This window comes from Thiosulfatimonas sediminis, from assembly GCF_011398355.1.
Taxonomy (GTDB): Bacteria; Pseudomonadota; Gammaproteobacteria; order Thiomicrospirales; family Thiomicrospiraceae; genus Thiomicrorhabdus; species Thiomicrorhabdus sediminis_A.
In genome coordinates, this window is the sequence record NZ_AP021889.1 from 2,179,485 (window position 1) to 2,196,646 (window position 17,162).

Genomic DNA, 17,162 nt, shown 5'->3' on the forward strand with positions numbered 1-17,162 from the left:
ATTAGTCGGCTCTGAATAACACCTTTTTGAGGCGATTCTAATGGTGGTAGCTTAGTACTTCGATGCAGTTCTTCTCATTTGCCACCCAAAAATCTAGGCGATAAAAAGCTCCCGTAGGAACTTTAGGAGTAATCTCAGGTTTTGGCCAGCGCCACAGAGCAACGCAAACACACTGTCCCCTTGCTCACCTTTCAAGCTACAACGATTTAATCGTCCCTCGGTTTTCATATGACCAATGGTCGGCTCAATCGCACTTCGGCGTTTGAGCTTTTTCTTTAGCGACGCTGTCATGCCTCTTCTTTGACCAGCGATGTAAACCTTTGTATCCGTGACGGCGTGACCTCGATAGCCTTTATCGACAAACACTCTTTCAACAGTTGTTTCGGTCAATTGTTGTGTTTGTTCAATGGCTTCCACTAAGCTGTGGCCGTCATACGGGTTATGAGGCAGGTTTTTCATTCCAACCACCAGACCCTCTTTTAAGGTGGTGCTCACCGAGACTTTGGTACCGAACTCGTAAGGTTGACGCGCTTTGCCTTTCGCGATGCATTTCACTTCAGGGGCATGCAGGCTGTAGCATTTGTTCTTGTCTTTAGGCTGTTGATCTTTCACTTGCTTGGCCAGTGCAATCAGAACAGTCATCTGAGGACTTAACTCGGTGGCTTTACGTTCAATGTCCCGAATAATGCGTCCTAAGCGACTACGCTGTTTTTTTAAACTGGTACGCATTCGTTTGAATTGACGAGCATGGGCATAACGTGCGGTTTTAATCGCTAGGAGGGGTCCTATTCGATTGTAATTTTGTCGAAGTGCAATCCCTTCTGCATCCGCTTGCTTGACCAGTTTCTCTCGTGCTTTCTCAATGAGTTTTGAATCGGTCGGGTAGGTAATCGCTTTTTCCATTACAGTCGTGTCGACAATCACCTCTGTAAAACTTTTGGTCGATACCATGTTGGCGGTCAGTGCAGCACGAATGCTCGCATGGAGTAGTTTTTCAATCTCTTTTACGCCTAATCGTTTACGCCAACGCACCAGAGAACTCGGATCAATCGGTAATTCATGGTAAGCGTCCGGCAATCACCGGTTGCTAGGCTGCCACTTGTGCGGTAGGAGTTGGTCGATTTGACTGGCTTTATGGGTGGGTAAGCGTTCAAGCACGTCTTTGAGATAGGCGTAAGGATCCAGACCATTGTTTTTAGCTGATTGAATCAAGCTCATAATATTCGCCGCACGTTGACCACTGCGTAAACTGCCGGCAAACAGCCAGTTCTTGCGACCTAACGCCCAAGGTCGGATTTGATTTTCTACCCAGTTATTATCGATGGGCAGGCGGCCATCTCCAAGGTATCGGCTTAAGGCATCCCAACGTTTCAGGCTATAGTGAATCGCTTTTTCCGTTGCCCCACCTTTGGGCACTTTTTCTCGATGGACCTGCAGCCATTTGAGCAGCAGGTCCATAATCGGTTTGGATTTTTGCTGCCGGATGATCTGTCGTTCCTCTGGGGCTAAGGGTTGAATCTCTTTTTCAATGGCGTAAAGTTGCCCCATTAGTTCAATGGCTTGAATGGCAATCGTGCTTTTGCCGCTTTCATGCAGTTCCACGAACTTACGACGGGCATGCGCCATGCAACCGACTTCGCTCACGCTTTGTTTAAAACTGGCTTTGTACCCAGGATAGTCATCACACACCAGTGCGCCTTTCCAGTCTTGTAGGACTTCTCGTGCAAACTTGCCGTTTCGCCCTTCACTAAAGTGGTAATACACCGCCTTATGTTGTGCATTGGCTGGATTGGTGTAGGCCCACAGATAGGCTTTATGGGTTTTCTTATTCCCCGGCTTGAGCATGGGCACTGGGGTTTCATCGGCGTGCAAGACCGGTTGCGTCAGCAAAAAGTCTTTGAGTGCTTGAGCCACCGGTTCGAGTTGAACACCACAGACGCCAACCCATTCAGCTAAAGTGGAACTGGGTAATTTAACACCGGCCCGTTCAAAGATCTGAGCTTGACGATACAGCGGTAAGTGATCAGCGTATTTGGCGATGAGCAGATGTGCGAGTAACCCAGAGGTTGGCAGACCTTTGTCAATGATTTGTGGGGGCATCGGTTTTTGAACCAGAGTTTCACAGGCATCGCACGCCCATTTGGAGCGAATATGACGTTCCACTTGAAACGTCCCGGGCAGATAATCCAGCTTCTCACTGACGTCTTCACCAATATGGCGTAATTGACAGCCACATGAACAGGTGGTGGATTCGGGATCATGACGGATGTCAAGACGAGGTAGGTTTTCGGGTAGCGGCTGACGCTTAGGTTTTTTCTTTGGTTGCGCTGTGTCGGTTTTGTCTCTAAGCGCATCCAGTTCCGATTCAATCGCCGCAATGTCGGCATCGGTCACTTCATCCAACAGTGTCATCTGTAAGGCGCTGATCTGTTCACTTTTGTGTGAGAATTTTAAACGTCTCAGATACGCCAACTCATGCGTGAGTTGATGGATTTTAAGATCTTTTTGTTGCAGCGCTTTGGTATTGGCCGCAATGCGTTGGTCTTTTTCTTGAAGACGAGCTTCTTGAGTCTCGACCTGAATGAATAACTGCGCCGCCAGTGTTCGTAACTGGTCGGCAGAGAGTTGATGGAGGTTTGGCATTGTTTTCATGCCGCGGATTATAAAGACTGAACTGGTCTAATAGCAGTGGACACTTTTATAAGAGACAATAGATGTTGTCGAACTAGGAGTGATCATGAGTCAAAAGAGAACTTATAAAACTTACACCGATGAGTTTAAAAAAGAAGCCGTCGCGTTGGTAACGGATCAAGGTTACAGTGTGGCAGAGGCGGCTGAATCCTTAGGTGTCAGAACGAATTTGATTTACAAGTGGAAAGAGAAGTTTGAAGCCCAAGCCAATGGGTCAGCACTGAGTCAGGATGAACGCGCTGAGTTGAAACAGTTGCGCGCTGAAAACAAGTGAACTGGTCTAATAGCAGTGGACACTTTTATAAGAGACAATAGATGTTGTCGAACTAGGAGTGATCATGAGTCAAAAGAGAACTTATAAAACTTACACCGATGAGTTTAAAAAAGAAGCCGTCGCGTTGGTAACGGATCAAGGTTACAGTGTGGCTGAGGCGGCTGAATCCTTAGGTGTCAGAACGAATTTGATTTACAAGTGGAAAGAGAAGTTTGAAGCCCAAGCCAATGGGTCAGGTCTGAGTCAGGATGAACGCGCTGAGTTGAAACAGTTGCGCGCTGAAAACAAACGCTTAAAACTCGAAAAAGAGATCTTAAAAAAAGCTTCAGCCCTTCTGGCGCAAGACATCCGATAACGTTTTCATTCATGGATGAATTGATTCAGGAGGGCTTGCCAGTTAAGCCTGTGAGCCAAGTGTTGAAACTCAGTCGTTCAGGCTATTACGCATGGAAAAAACGACCTAAAAAGGTGATCAAGGCAGAACAACTTGAACTCTATCGTACAGCCAAAAAGCTCTTCAAAGAGAGCCGTGACAGTTTGGGCTCTCGTGAACTCGCCAAAGCCCTTCGTAAGGCTGGGTTTCCCGTCAGCCGAGAGAAAGCACGTCGGCTCATGAAAACACTGGGATTAGTCGTCAAGCAGCGTCGAGCTTATAAAATAACGACTAAGCGTAACCTGACACATCGAGTGGCGGATAACTTGGTCAAGATGAAGTTCAATCCAAGCGCGATGAATCAAGTTTGGGCAGGCGATATTACCTACTTGAAAACACCTGAAGGTTGGCTGTATTTGAGTGTCGTAATGGACCTGTATTCTCGCCGCATTATCGGTTGGGCCGTGAGTGAAAGAATGACGGTCGAACTCGTCATGCAATCCTTGCAGCAAGCGTATTGGCTACGAGGGCATCCCAAAGGCGTGATTTTTCACAGTGATCGTGGTTCTCAGTACACGAGCAAACGTTTTGCCACGCTGCTAGCCAAGCAAAATATGACCGCATCGATGGGCGATGTCGGAGCCTGTTGGGATAATGCCGTTGTTGAACGATTTTTTGGCAGCTTAAAACATGACTGGCTGTTTAAAGCCTATCATCCAACACGCGAGAGCATGAAACAAGACGTAGCGGATTACATGCGTTACTACAACTTAAAAAGGCTTCATACTGCGAACGGTGATTTAACGCCGATTGAGTATGAAAATTGTAAAAAAACAGTGTCCAAAAAAGCTTGACCAGAACACACTAACTCAGTGATAAGGAAGTCTCGAGCCGTTGCCAAGGCAAGCCCTGCATCAGTGCCAGACATTGTTCAGGGGAGAGTGTCACGGAATCGCCGCGCCACAGCTCAGCCCAATGGAATTTACCTTGATTCAAACGTCGAGCACAGAGCCAGATGCCTAAGCCATCGTGGACCAATAACTTCATTCGATTGCCGCGCTTATTGGCAAACAGATACGCATGATGGGGTTTGGCCTCACCAAACACGGCAATGACACGAGCTAATGCGGTATCGGGTCCTGCACGCATATCCATGGGTTCAGTCGCCAGCCAATAATGATCAATGCGAATCATGACTGCACCGACTTGACAAAGGCGCTTAATTTGGCCAATTCTGTGACAGGCCAGTGCACAGCAATCTTGCCTTGAGGTGCAGGCAGTTCGACCAAGAGCGTTTGAGGCGATGACGGCGGCAGATCGTTCAAGACCAGCGGAATAAATGCCGCTTGGGAAGCATGGCGCTTTTTAAGCTGACGCTTCCAGTTTTGTATTTGATTGGCGTTGATGCCGTAGTCCCGAGCGACTTGTGCAATCGAGGTGTTAGGGTCCTCGCAAGCGGTCAAAACCTGCTGTTTGAATTCCCGTGAGTAGCGACGGCGAATCTTTTTGACTGTGGGAAGCGTTGATAGAGAGTCTGTCATAATAAGTGCCCATTTAAAATACGTGGGCACCTAATTATTCACAGATAAGTATGGTTGGTAAGAGGTGTTCACCGGACGGTTACAATTCATGTTCAAAATACACACGACCACAAAATACTGGTAGTAAGGTGATTGCAGATAGGCCTCTAGGACGCCTTCATCACTGTGTCCAAAAAGATGCTGCAAATAAAACAGTCCAGCAATCAAGCGAGGCGGTGTTGCCGGACGTCCCGTTTTTGAGGGGAACAAGTCTGACCAAGAATCAAATTGTGACCAGTCAATCAGGTTGGTGAGTCGGGTGAGCTCATGGTCGGGATTAATAATGTCACAGAGCAGAGGGCGAAATAGATCGCGATTATGAGTCTCTTTTGGGTGAGTTTTAGGCTTCATGGTCATCAAAAATTGCAAGAAACAAAGTTCAAATTATAATGAAACTTGCAATTTTTGACAGGCAAAATCACGCCAAACGCTATAACCCGTATGGGCTTACGGGGTTATTCAGGATCGACTAATTAGCTGGGTCTGTAACAGTTATAAAGGCTGTTGATTTCTTACCTGATGGTGAAGTCACCGTAAATTCAACCGTTCCTAAATCTGTCTCTGCATTATCTGGGCTTGATTTAAGCACCATAAAAAACTCGGTATGACTTAAAGTATTGTCAATGGTATCAATCGGTAAATCCGTCAACTCACCCACATCTGCGGTAACTTCAATGCTCGATCCGGTAGCAGGTGATTGACGAACTGCAACCGTGCAAGTAGCATCATTTGGATTAACTGCCTCAACACGAATTAACGGATCATCTTCTGTACCTGCTCCGCTTCCATCATGACACAACGCTGCAGTATCCTCAGCCATCAACCAAATTACAGCAAAATCTGCACCGGTATTGAAATTGATATTAGAAGAACAAGTACCATCATTCTTAAACTTACCATTCGCATCTAAACAACTGGCGCCTGTGGTCGCTTGAATGTAAGTTCTTGCATAAGAATCCGCCATAATCAAAGTTGCCTGCCCGCGAATATGAGTCAATGTTGTCTCAACCACCTCTGAATCAGGGCAAACACCAAAACCATTTGGATCTTCACAAGGTACGCCATTGAAAGTTCCATCGGCCAAATCAAACGCTTGGTTACTGTTGTAATCAATGAAACGCTCATCTTTAGCAAAAGTCGATGCTGAAGGATTAAAGTGACCACTTTCATCATCATCGCGATAGGCCTCGGTCATATCATCAAAAGCCGGCGTATCAGCAACGCCGTCATTGCCCTGATAATCAAAACCGTCGTCAAAGACACCGTTAGCATTAATATCGTAATAAGTTTCGTGACCGATCGCATAGGCGATAATTTGCACACGGTGATCTGCAGGAACAGGGTTTTGACTGCGCCAAACTACCGAACATTGACTTTCAACCGTTTGACAAGAACCGTCTGAGCCGCCGTTACCGATGCTACCTCCCTCAGTCGTGAAATTTACAACCGTTCCATCAGGAACATCGTTATTATTACGGTCTGCCAAAAAGACCGTTACAGGCACTTCAACACCAGCAATCAAACCACTACTCCCTCCCGTCTCAGGAGCAAAAGTCTCGAGTGTTAGAGTAAAACTATTTTGGTCAGGAATGCCGGTCGTCACAGTTAGTAAATCAGACTGAACAAACACCGTGTCGCCACTTTCAAGCGTCAACGTTGCAGTGACACGCACAGGTGTAGGAATTGTACCTGCTTGAACTGTTGTAGATGCCTCACCACTGATATTGGATTCAACTGAAGTTTCAGAAAGCGTAAGCCCACCGACAGCAGTTGACAACTCAAAAGTTACATTAGCACCTTGAACAGCATCGCCGTTATCATCGACAACTTTGAAAATAACCTGTGAAGTCTCACCATAACCAACACCGCCCGTTCCTTTCAAAGAAATTAATGTTGGCTCAGCACTGATAAATTGTATAGACGCTGCTGGAATGTCTTCGCCTTCATCAATCGTATTCGTGGCAATAAATTCGTAATTGACAGAAGCAGAAACCCCTGTTTCTGAGGATGCTGTAAAAGTTCCAGGAGCAGTACCGGAAGTTAAGTTATCCGGCGCAAGAATATTTACGCGAGCCTCACCGTTTTCATTGGATAAAAGTGTCCCTTGACTCACACTGCCGGACGTGGCTGAAACATTTATCAAAGTTTGAGGAATGGGATCGCCATTAGCATCTAACAATAAAATATCAACGTTAAAATCTTCTTTTGATGAATAGGTCGCCTCGCCAGTGGATGCAACCGTTAATGATAAGTTAATCCCCGCAGTAGCGGTATCCCCACCAGCTCCCTCGACTGTCGTTCCAGCTAAAAAATCATAATTTAAGGTCGCTGTATCACCAGAAGCGGCAATAATCGTTAAAGTCCCAGAAGTATCACTTGTTAAACTAGAAGGAGAGGAGAGAAGAACTGAAGCTTCACCATTTGAATTTGTCGTGACACTTGAAGCAGATAGCGTACCGGAGGTTGCTTGCAACACCATTGCGACATTCTTATACGCAATACCATCACTATCCAACAAGGCTAAATAGACAGTTGCATCATCGCCAGCAGGAATCGTGGTTGTTTCTGCACCATCAACAACCATTTTGGTATTGACGCCAGCGACAACACCATCAAAGTTTTCTGGGCTTCCCCCACCACCACAGCCACTAAGTAAAATGGTTACAAAAACAATCAAAAAACTTAGTATGGCTGGGGCTTTCATGGGTTAAACCTCTCGTCTGGAAATAAATGCTTGTGTAAGAGTACCGGAATCCAAATACTCTAACTCGCCACCCAAAGGTATCCCTTGCGCTAAACGAGATACCTTTATCTGGTAATTTTTAGCCATCTGCTGCAAATAATGCGCGGTGGCTTCACCCTCAACCGATGGGTTAGTGGCGATGATTAATTCGGAACAATCCTGCTGCTGAAGTCGCAGTTCCAATAGTGGCAAACCAATTTCGTCTGGGCCAATTCCATCAATCGGTGAAAGCTTCCCCATCAAAACAAAATAGGTGCCGCGAAAAATACCGGATTGTTCAATAACAGCAATATCCGACGGTGATTCCACCACGCAAATTTCGTTTTGATTACGTTTACTAGAGGCGCAAATCGGACAAAAATCGGTTTCCGAAAAGGTGCGACATTGTTCGCAATGACCGACTTTATCCATCGCTTCCTGCAAAGCACCGGACAAACGCAAAGCGCCTTTGCGGTCACGCTCCAACAGATAGTAAGCCATCCGCTGAGCAGATTTTGCGCCAACACCGGGAAGTACTCGCAATGCTGAAATTAAATCATCTATTAAAGGAGTTTGCATTGATTTCCATTAGCAAAAATAAGTAAATCAGGACTTTTCCAAGAAAAAAGACTTGGAAATCCTAGCTAGAAAGGCATTTTCATACCAGGTGGCAAGTTAATGCCATTAGTCAGAGACCCCATTTTCTCTTGCGTGGTCGCCTCAACACTGCGCACCGCACTGTTCACTGCTGCAGCCAGTAAGTCTTCCAACATTTCTCGATCATCCATCAAAGATGGGTCAATATCGACCTTAACCAGTTCGTGCTTGCCTGTCATTTGCACTTTAACCAAACCACCACCTGCTTCACCAACCACTTCCATTTTGGCAATTTCTTCTTGCGCTTTCTGCATATTTGCCTGCATTTCTTGCGCTTGCTTCATTAGGTTACCGATACCACCTTTTCCACCGAACATTGTGTTTCCTTTTCTATTTTTTAAAAATACATTTCGCCAACACTTAACGTGCCAGCGGTTTGGTTGAATTTGGCAGCACTTGCATATTCAATACTGCCTTAAAACTTTGTAACAATGGATCTGCCGCAATCACCGCTTCCGCTTCTTGTTGACGCTCTTCGAACAACACTTGTTCTTGCTGCTGCGGCGTGAGTTGCGCATGATCAAATTGCGCCGCTTCAGCAAAATGCAAATCAAGCCCTAACTGCGTGCGCACTTGATCACAGAGCTGTTGTCTCGCATTTTCCTGATGGCTGAAATTTTGTTGCGGATCAATCGCAATCAAAAGGCTTTGTGACGAGGCGTCGAGCAACACCGCTTGGCGTGCAATTTCCAATACCATTCCTTTAAGTTGCAACTGTTCAATCACAACACGCCATTGCTGCATTTTTTGCACCGCTGCTGACGACAAAACGACCGAAGTTGGCATTGGCCATTCTGTCATACTTAGCCTATCGATTGCTCCTTGCACCGCAGGCTCATGCACATCAAGCTCTGAATGGCCGGATGGCGGCATCGACTCTACAGCCGCGTTGCTCGGATTTTCGGTTAACCAAGGCGGCATATCGTCCAGTACGCGGTTTACCGCTTGAACGGGAGGTAACTCAACCGCCGACACCGAATGATCTTCAAAAATTTCCAAGGGCGGCGATGACTGAATCGGCTCCAACGACTGACCACTCATTTTAGCGACCTGTGCACTCAGGGCCGTCGATAAATTGTCCGATGCTGAATTTGCCTTTAAATCCGTTGCAGAGTCATCACCCGTATCAGACTTTCCCAGCGAACCAAACCCCGCCAAGACTTGCTCGCTCAAAAAATTTGGAGAACTTTGTATTTCAGGATTCGAGTGATCAGCATGAGCCAAGGGCTTGCGAGGCGTAACCTGTTTGCCGATCAAATCCCGCGCAGGCGCAAACTGCGCCATAGCGGTTTGAGGATCCATTGATGCCAACATACTTTGGTCTGGAGCAACCTCGCCGGCAGACAAACCAAAATCATTTTGCATAACAGGTGTGACGGAGGGCATCACCTCAGAAACCTCGCCCACAGGCGATGCCATGACGGATGGGATTACCGCATTAGTCAGTGCTACTGGCGCTGGGCGAGATTCTTGGGCGCTTTGCAAGCCTGCGCGCAAAGCCGCCAGTGCCTCCGATGGCGGCATCGCAGCATTGACCACTGGCGCAGCTATTTCGCTTGAGGCAAGCCCATTTTGGGGTGCTTGGACTGTGACACTGTGGATGGGGTCAAACGCCAGCATTCGCATCAATCCCATTTCAAAACCAATGCGATTATCCGGCGCTAACTGCATATCTTGTTTAGTCAACAGACTGATTTGATACAGAATTTGAATCCGTTCAGCGCTCAAGGCTTGCGCCAGTGCCTGGACAATTTCCAACGGTAAACTATCCAGATTAATCGCCTCGCCAAACAACTGAAAATAACTGATTTCATGCAAAGTTTCACTTAAACCAGCCAAGAGCGCATCATAGTCAACGCCCATTAAAGCAAGGTCTTGTAAAACCGCTTTAATCAACGGCGGACTGTCTTCAGCCAGAGCCTGCAGAATGCGAAGCACGAACTGTTGGTCAACCAATCCCAACATAGTCTGTACGGAGACAAACTCAATCTTGCCTGCGCCATATGCAATCGCTTGATCCAATAAGCTCAGTGCATCACGCGCTGACCCATCGGCACTTTTTGCAATTAAAGCCAAAGCGCTCTCTTCAAAAGGAATTTGTTCTTGATGCAGAATATTCTGCAAATGATGTTGAATCTGAACTTGGGTTAAGCGCATCAAGTTAAACTGCAAACAGCGTGACAGCACGGTATTTAACAGCTTATGCGGCTCGGTGGTTGCCAATAAGAATTTAACGTGTTCCGGCGGCTCTTCTAAGGTTTTTAGTAATGCGTTAAAACTGCTTTTGGAAAGCATATGGACTTCGTCAATCAGATAGACTTTATAACGCCCTTGAGTCGGCGCGAACTGAACATTCTCAAGAATCTCACGGGTATCATCGACTTTGGTTTTCGATGCCGCATCGACCTCAATTAAATCAATAAAACGCCCTTCATCAATCGAACGACACGCTTGGCACTGCCCGCATGGGGTAGAAGTCATTCCGGTTTCGCAATTTAACGCTTTGGCAAAAATGCGCGCAATGGTCGTCTTGCCAACGCCCCGCGTTCCGGTAAAAAGATAGGCGTGATGAAGCCTTTGTCGATCCAAAGCATTGGCCAAGGCCTGCATGACGTGCTGCTGCCCTACTAATTCAGCAAAATTCTTAGGACGCCACTTACGGGCTAAAACGCTATAACTCATGCACCAACCTTTTATTAAGCTGTAAAAAGCGCCATTGAATGCGTTTTTCAAGCAAAAGAAGACTATCAAATAGATTGGTATTTTACCCGTTAAGGGAATGGAAATTGGACAAAATTTCTGCGTAGAAATGAAAGAGATCAAACAAAATAGAATGGAGGCAACTCTACCCACCGATCCTCGGCGCCCACATCAGAAGGTACCGTTGCTTCCTTCCGGACCTGGCGGGGTTCCCAACCTAGTGTCGCGAGGGAGCAAGTAGAGTTACCATATTGAAAATATAAAAATAATGGCGGATAGCGGGGGATTCGAACCCCCGATAGGCTATTAACCTATACACACTTTCCAGGCGTGCGCCTTCAACCGCTCAGCCAGCTATCCGAATAGGTCGGGGATTATACTGATGGCCACACAAGCTGTCTAGCCATAGAGTCTAAAACTTGTAAATTAATTTACCTCTTGCCAATATGACGCCTCGAATGGAGGTTGTACAAAACGGAAATTTTTCAGTTCACAGTTAAGTGTTTCCACGGCAGAAGAAAAATCCTTAACCGGACCGGATAGTGCGATGCTGAGACGATTAACTAATGTCGGCTTTTGACTATCAGGTAATCCTGAGAGCATATATCGACAACTTTGAAACTGGGCATCATTGGCGTTGTATAGACAGCGCGTCGAGGAGATATTTGCATTATCCGTACCGTAAGTACATGTTCCAGAACGCCCGATATAAACCGGATCATGGACCAGAACTACCGGATCGAGAAGATCGTTCAGAACGGTTTCTAGATCGCCTATACCGATTAAATCTAATACAGGCCCAACCAGTGGATCAAGTAAATTGAAAACCGAACCAAGTAAACAACCAAGCCCCAAAAATCCACAACTTTCTTCGTCCCCGGTGACAATGTCCAATACAGAGTTTAAAAGCCCTCCCACACTTGAGAGTAACCCATCACAATTTTGCGCTACCCCTTCTTGTGACAAGCCCAACGAATCGGTCAAAGGGGCTAATAAAGAAACGTCAACGTTTGCCGTCAATAACGAACAGCGATAGTAGCTTCTTTCTGACGCATTTAAATCATCATTAGAGGTCGTATTAGTAGCGTTTGTTTCTTTTGCATAAATAGACCCTGAGCTATCTGGATTCAACAACCCCAGGAGTTCATCAACTGTTGAAAGTAAACCGGCTTGGTTGGATAAAGTGTCGGCACCGTCATAGATAAAAACCGGCAACTGCTTAGTCGCCCGAGCAAAATCTTCTTTGGAAAAATTACTTTCTGCGAGAAGATTGCCGAGCACACCGTTATCTACCGCAACGGGATCAATACCAATCCATGCCTGCCGAGTCGTAAAATCCATATACGGATATTTTGAGTTTGAAAAGCTAAGTGGATGAGAAGCCGTATAACCATACTCACAGTAATTTTTTCGCGCGCTAGAGTTAGGGACGGCAATTTCCGAAGCAATCGTATTGGCTATTAATTCGCCTAATAACATACTACTCAACGAATGTTCTGCAACACCGCCACCGATTAATGAACCAAGTAAATTTTTAAGCAGCGCAGGAGGCTCATCGGGATAAATACCGGCCTTGATTTCTGCCGCCGTCAAATCAGCACTAAGACACTGCTCATAGCGAGTATCGCAAAAACATTGCGGGTTATCTTCGCCCGCGCCATATAACGCGCGCCCTTGGGGGACAAAGCCGTAAAAATTATCGTCGGTCCAGAGCTGAACCGCAACGGCATCGAACCTTGGCGCTTTGGCGATGGTTTTTTCGCTTCCCTCGCCTTCATTAATCATCTCTTGAATATACAAGCGAGGATTGGTTTTGTAAGCTCCGAAAGCGACGCTTTCCGGGTAGTCGGGGTTGCTTTCGCCTAGCGGGTAAAAAGTACCGTCGGAAGCGAAATTACCGAAAAGAATCATTTTATTTATCACCATTCCGGCGGTATCCAGCTCGCCGGCCGCCGGCGAATAGCCGACTCTTTCCAAAGCGAAATTCGTCACCTTATCGGCAGAATCCAACGCCATGGTGCCAGCCGCCAAACCGTCCCGAGTCAGTGCCAACTCGGAGCGAATCGCCACTTCGGCGACACTGCGCGCATAGTTGTCTAACTCACGGTCAACGATTTTGAGTTTGGTGTAGGTCATCACCAAATCGAAGGCAAAGAGCGCGGCAAAAATCGCACCAACCCCCAGAATGCTGATGGCACCTCTTTGGCGCTGCAATGTTTTTTGGTTTTTGAACAGAGACATAATCCCTACCTCTTGGGGAGCACCGAGAGACGACTATCGGCCAGTAAGCGCATCAACCAAAATCAGATTGTTTAATGCTTTGCTATTTAAAGGGTCGATTTTCAAGGCTTGCTGAAAATAACTTCGCGCTTGCGCAAAATCTTTTTGTAATAAGCGGCTAAAACCCAAGTTATTCAAGGCACTCAAGCGATGATTCAACTGATCGCTGTTTAACCATTGCTGATAGACCAGTTCGGCGATTTGATATTCGTCTTCCACCAGAGCCAATCGTGCGTATTCCGCTTCGTCATCAATCGTGTGCTGCGCAAACTGATTAATCTGCTGCCAAGCCAGTAAGGCCAAATGCTGCTTTTGCTGACCTTCATAGGCTCTTGCCAACATCCGATAAACGGCAATATCATCACGATTAAGCTTACGCAATTTTTGCAACAAGGGTTCCGCTTGTTTATAGCGTTGCTGCTTTAGCTCCATTACCGCCAAATCCATCAGCAATTTATACTGACCTTGCTCATCCACTTGAGTGGCAAGAGGGTCAAGAGGCGAAGCGCTGTTCGCATTCAAACTCGATTGTGTTTCAGTGACCGCACAAGCCGAAAGCAAACAAAACCCCAAAAAAACGACCAACAAGCCAGACCTTTGCATTCTAAAACCCTCTACCCAGCATGACCAGCTTCTCACCAAGCAGCAACATAATGTATGGAAGCAACATAAATGGCAGAATAATAATCGCCATTTTTGCGGATGTTTTCGCTGCTTTTTCTTCCATTAAATTTTCACGCTCCTGATAAATACTGCGCGAAAAATTCGCCAACGATTCGCTAATCGAACTTCCTAACTTCTCATTTTGCACCAGTACCTGCACCAAATTTTGTATATCCTTAGACGGATTGCGTTGAGCAAACTGCTGCAAAGCATCAATACGCGTCACACCAACTTGGATTTGTTCAAGCAGATATTCAAACTCATTGCAGATTTCTGGGGAGATATCTTTCAACTCCTCAGCAACGCGTTTTACTGACACCAAATAACTCAAGCCGGCATTCATACATATCGTCGTCATATCCAAAAAATCAGGCAGCTGTTGATTGATTTTTTCAAGCCGTTTTTCACCCAAATTAACAATGATTTTTTCCGGCAATAACATCACAACTAAAGGGAGCACAATCATCAACAGGGGTGAAATATCTTGAAATACCCATAAACCAAAACTAAGCAAAAAGGCGCTCGCAATCGCGCTAAATTTCAAAAAATAATAGGCGCCAATGTGATTATCATCACTAAAACCAGCGCTGACCAACTGTTCTTTTAGTTGCGCCAACTGCTTAGGATTTTTACTTCCCAGTATTCGCCCAACACGACACCAAACACAGGTTGATTTAACCTCATATTCACGTGCTAAAGCGCGACCAACGCCAATCCGTTGGCGCAACCACTCTTTATACGCTTGTTGTCGGTACTTACCTTGATAGATGCGGGCCAAAGCAAAAGTAGCAAACAGTAATAGCAGACTAATCAGCAATAGAAATATTTCGGTCGACCATTCCATTAGAAACGGATCCTCAGCATATTACGCAGAATCAGCGCGCCAAAAAAGATTAAGCCAAGCGACAAGACTAATATTTTGAAGCCAGTCGGATCGTTAAGCAAAAATTCCATCGAACTGATATCAAAGATAAATTTATACAACAAATAAATAACCGGCAAACCACTAATAAACCACGCGGTAAAACGTGACTCCGCCGTGAGAGTTTTGAGCTTCGCTTGGAAGTTTTCACGGCGGCGCATCAACAATGACAATTGCTTTAACACGGGAGATAACTGACCACCACTTTCGCGCTGAAGAATCAGGGTGATAACAAAATATTGCGCTTCAATCAAACTAACTCGCTCTTGAAATTCTCGCAAAATATCACGCAGGCTAATACCCAATTTAAGCTGTTTATTCATCTCGCTAATTTCTTCAGCAAGCGGCCCTTTCATATCTTCAGCAACCACTCGCAAAGCACCATCAATACCATAACCCGCTTGCATGGAGCGCACTAAAGAGTCGAGCATTTCAGGGAAATCTTTTCGTAATTGCGCTTGACGCTGCGCGCCCTTAACAAATAAATAGATGGTTGGGAAAATCGGTAAAAGCATCACTAATAGCAGACTGCGCTTACTCATCTCACCAAAGTTAAACGTTAATAAAACCAATGTTAAAGTTAACAAAAACGCCTGAATCAAAATCAAGCGAATAATATCTTGGCGATTGACAATACCGGCTTGTTTAAACTTAGTCACAAAAAATTGGAACCAGCGCTTATTGCGCTGTGTCATCAACAAATCTTCAAAACTAAGACGCTCTTCTTCAGCCATACCGATGCGCAGCATTACCGCACGAATTTTTGCGGTATATTTACGCTGCCGACTCCGTATAACACCCAGTACAATAAACACAAACGGCAAAATCGCCAAAGAAGCAATGGCGAGTAGATCCCAATTCATTAGCTAATTTCCTGCACAAAGCTAAACAAATCTGGCGACAATCTCATGCCGTGCGATTCAAACTTCGCAGCACAAGAAGGACGCACGCCAGAGGCTTTAAAACGCCCTAAGACACGGCTGCTAAGCTCATCATAACTGCTTTCAAAAAGAAACAATTCTTGCAAAACCACATTATCTTCTTCAACCCCAGTCACTTCGGTAATCGATTCAACCCGTCGTTTTCCGTCTTTGCCACGATTCACATAAATAATTAAATCCAACGCACTGGCTATCTGTTTACGAATCGAGTTGGCGGGAATATCCACCCCACTAAGGTTAATCATCAACTCTAAACGTGCAATACAATCGCGGGGTGAGTTGGCATGCAAAGTGGCCAAAGAACCATCATGGCCGGTGTTCATCGCTTGCAACATATCTAGGACCTCACCGCCACGCACCTCGCCAAGCACAATGCGGTCTGGCCGCATCCGCAAAGCGTTTTTTAATAACTCGCGCTGTGTGACCTCGCCAATGCCTTCCGCATTTGGCGGCCGGGTCTCCAAACGCACCACGTGCGCTTGCTGCATCCGCAGTTCTGCACTGTCTTCGATGGTCACCGTCCGTTCATCAAAGGGAATCAAACCTGAAAGCATATTTAACGTGGTGGTTTTACCAGAACCCGTTCCACCGCAAACGATGATATTTAAGCCTGAACGCACGCTCATCTCTAAAAACTTAAACATCTGTTCGGTCATACTGCCAAGTGAAATCAAGTCCTTGGCACGCAGATGATATTCTGGAAAACGGCGAATCGAAACACAAATTCCATCCACCGCTAAAGGCGGGATAATAATATTGATACGCGAGCCATCTGGCAGACGCGCATCCACTAAAGGGGAAGATTCATCAACTCGACGCCCAGTCGTAAACAGCATTCGGTCAACTTTATTACGCAGATGCTCTTCACTTATAAACGTGACATCGGTCAGTTCAAGCTTGCCGCCGCGCTCGACATAAATCTGATCAAAACCATTAATTAAAATATCGGAGATACTGCCATCCGCCAATAGAGGCTCAATCGGCCCAAGACCATAAATCTCATCGAGCAAATCCAACGCCAGCTGTCGGACTTCGAGTTCGGACAAAGGGTAGCGCATTTCGTGCGCCACTTCGCGCACCAAACCCTCTAATCGTGGGCGTAGTTCTTGACGAGTTTCGCTCGAATCCGCTTGGTAAAAAGCCTCGTCATCGGCAGCTCGTTTCTGGCAACGCTTTTTGATTTCAACAAAGGTTGAGTTTTTGGCAACGTCTTTCGCCTTAACGCTTTTCTCAACGTTTTTCTGCTCTTGTACCGGCTTAGACGATTCATTGACCAAACTTCGTCTTTGCTCAACTTGTGTTAGGCGGTCCCTAATTCCCATTGCCGTTCCCTATATTTTTAAACAGTAAACGCAATTT

At 46.0% G+C, this 17,162-nt stretch carries 16 protein-coding genes, 1 tRNA gene and 1 other RNA gene; 2 read left to right on the forward strand and 16 right to left on the reverse strand.

What is annotated here, in order from left to right:
• Window positions 1-93: 93 nt before the first annotated feature.
• Complete coding sequence (locus tag HRR27_RS10200; protein ID WP_173273473.1) at window positions 94-1,077, reverse strand: IS5 family transposase; 984 nt, start codon at window positions 1,075-1,077, stop codon at window positions 94-96.
• Complete coding sequence (gene tnpC, locus HRR27_RS10205) at window positions 1,078-2,652, reverse strand: IS66 family transposase (RefSeq protein WP_173273475.1); 1,575 nt, start codon at window positions 2,650-2,652, stop codon at window positions 1,078-1,080. It abuts the gene before it with no gap.
• An 85-nt stretch (window positions 2,653-2,737) separates the two neighbouring features.
• Here tnpC and HRR27_RS10210 point away from each other — a divergent pair, with 85 nt between their 5' ends.
• Together HRR27_RS10210 and HRR27_RS10215 are read left to right on the forward strand one after the other, a co-directional pair.
• Window positions 2,738-2,965: a transposase gene (locus HRR27_RS10210; RefSeq protein ID WP_173273477.1), complete on the forward strand. Its 228-nt coding sequence runs from the start codon at window positions 2,738-2,740 to the stop codon at window positions 2,963-2,965.
• Between the two features lie 64 nt (window positions 2,966-3,029).
• Window positions 3,030-4,192, forward strand: a protein-coding gene (locus HRR27_RS10215; RefSeq protein WP_173273479.1) for an IS3 family transposase whose coding sequence is annotated in 2 segments (ribosomal slippage) — window positions 3,030-3,306 and window positions 3,306-4,192 — 1,164 coding nt in all. Because the reading frame shifts where the segments join, the coding sequence is not laid out codon by codon here.
• 10 nt (window positions 4,193-4,202) lie between these two features.
• On the opposite strand, the gene tnpB is transcribed toward HRR27_RS10215, so the two are convergent.
• The 14 genes from tnpB to HRR27_RS10285 form a co-directional block, all read right to left on the reverse strand.
• Window positions 4,203-4,532: an IS66 family insertion sequence element accessory protein TnpB gene (tnpB, locus tag HRR27_RS10220; protein ID WP_173273481.1), complete on the reverse strand. Its 330-nt coding sequence runs from the start codon at window positions 4,530-4,532 to the stop codon at window positions 4,203-4,205.
• On the reverse strand, window positions 4,529-4,879 hold the full coding sequence (locus tag HRR27_RS10225; protein WP_173273483.1) for a transposase: 351 nt from the start codon (window positions 4,877-4,879) through the stop codon (window positions 4,529-4,531). The genes tnpB and HRR27_RS10225 overlap by 4 nt, the downstream gene beginning before the upstream one ends.
• A 30-nt stretch (window positions 4,880-4,909) precedes the next feature.
• Window positions 4,910-5,275, reverse strand: coding sequence for a transposase (locus HRR27_RS10230; protein WP_173273485.1), 366 nt, complete (start codon window positions 5,273-5,275; stop codon window positions 4,910-4,912).
• Window positions 5,276-5,387: 112 nt separating this feature from the next.
• Window positions 5,388-7,622, reverse strand: a complete 2,235-nt coding sequence (locus tag HRR27_RS10235; protein WP_173273487.1) for an autotransporter outer membrane beta-barrel domain-containing protein — start codon at window positions 7,620-7,622, stop codon at window positions 5,388-5,390.
• 3 nt (window positions 7,623-7,625) lie between these two features.
• Window positions 7,626-8,219, reverse strand: coding sequence for a recombination mediator RecR (gene recR, locus HRR27_RS10240; protein ID WP_173273489.1), 594 nt, complete (start codon window positions 8,217-8,219; stop codon window positions 7,626-7,628).
• 65 nt (window positions 8,220-8,284) lie between these two features.
• Entirely contained in the window at window positions 8,285-8,614 is a 330-nt protein-coding gene (locus tag HRR27_RS10245) for a YbaB/EbfC family nucleoid-associated protein (protein WP_173273491.1), read from the reverse strand.
• Window positions 8,615-8,657: 43 nt separating this feature from the next.
• Window positions 8,658-10,979, reverse strand: coding sequence for a DNA polymerase III subunit gamma/tau (dnaX, locus tag HRR27_RS10250; protein WP_173273493.1), 2,322 nt, complete (start codon window positions 10,977-10,979; stop codon window positions 8,658-8,660).
• A gap of 161 nt (window positions 10,980-11,140) precedes the next feature.
• An RNA gene (ffs, locus tag HRR27_RS10255) (signal recognition particle sRNA small type) lies at window positions 11,141-11,237 on the reverse strand.
• A 29-nt stretch (window positions 11,238-11,266) separates the two neighbouring features.
• Window positions 11,267-11,357 (reverse strand) — tRNA-Ser (locus tag HRR27_RS10260).
• Between the two features lie 66 nt (window positions 11,358-11,423).
• On the reverse strand, window positions 11,424-13,238 hold the full coding sequence (locus HRR27_RS10265) for a hypothetical protein (RefSeq protein ID WP_173273495.1): 1,815 nt from the start codon (window positions 13,236-13,238) through the stop codon (window positions 11,424-11,426).
• A 33-nt stretch (window positions 13,239-13,271) separates the two neighbouring features.
• Window positions 13,272-13,880: a tetratricopeptide repeat protein gene (locus HRR27_RS10270; RefSeq protein ID WP_173273497.1), complete on the reverse strand. Its 609-nt coding sequence runs from the start codon at window positions 13,878-13,880 to the stop codon at window positions 13,272-13,274.
• Window position 13,881: 1 nt separating this feature from the next.
• Window positions 13,882-14,784 (reverse strand): type II secretion system F family protein, encoded by a 903-nt coding sequence (locus HRR27_RS10275; protein ID WP_173273499.1) that lies wholly within the window; start codon window positions 14,782-14,784, stop codon window positions 13,882-13,884.
• A complete protein-coding gene (locus tag HRR27_RS10280) occupies window positions 14,784-15,725 on the reverse strand; it encodes a type II secretion system F family protein (protein ID WP_173273501.1) in 942 nt (313 codons plus the stop codon). Before HRR27_RS10280 ends, HRR27_RS10275 begins: the two co-directional genes overlap by 1 nt.
• Window positions 15,725-17,125 carry a TadA family conjugal transfer-associated ATPase gene (locus HRR27_RS10285; protein WP_173273503.1) on the reverse strand — a complete coding sequence of 467 codons (1,401 nt, stop codon included), beginning with the start codon at window positions 17,123-17,125 and terminating at the stop codon, window positions 15,725-15,727. Before HRR27_RS10285 ends, HRR27_RS10280 begins: the two co-directional genes overlap by 1 nt.
• Window positions 17,126-17,162: the final 37 nt, after the last annotated feature.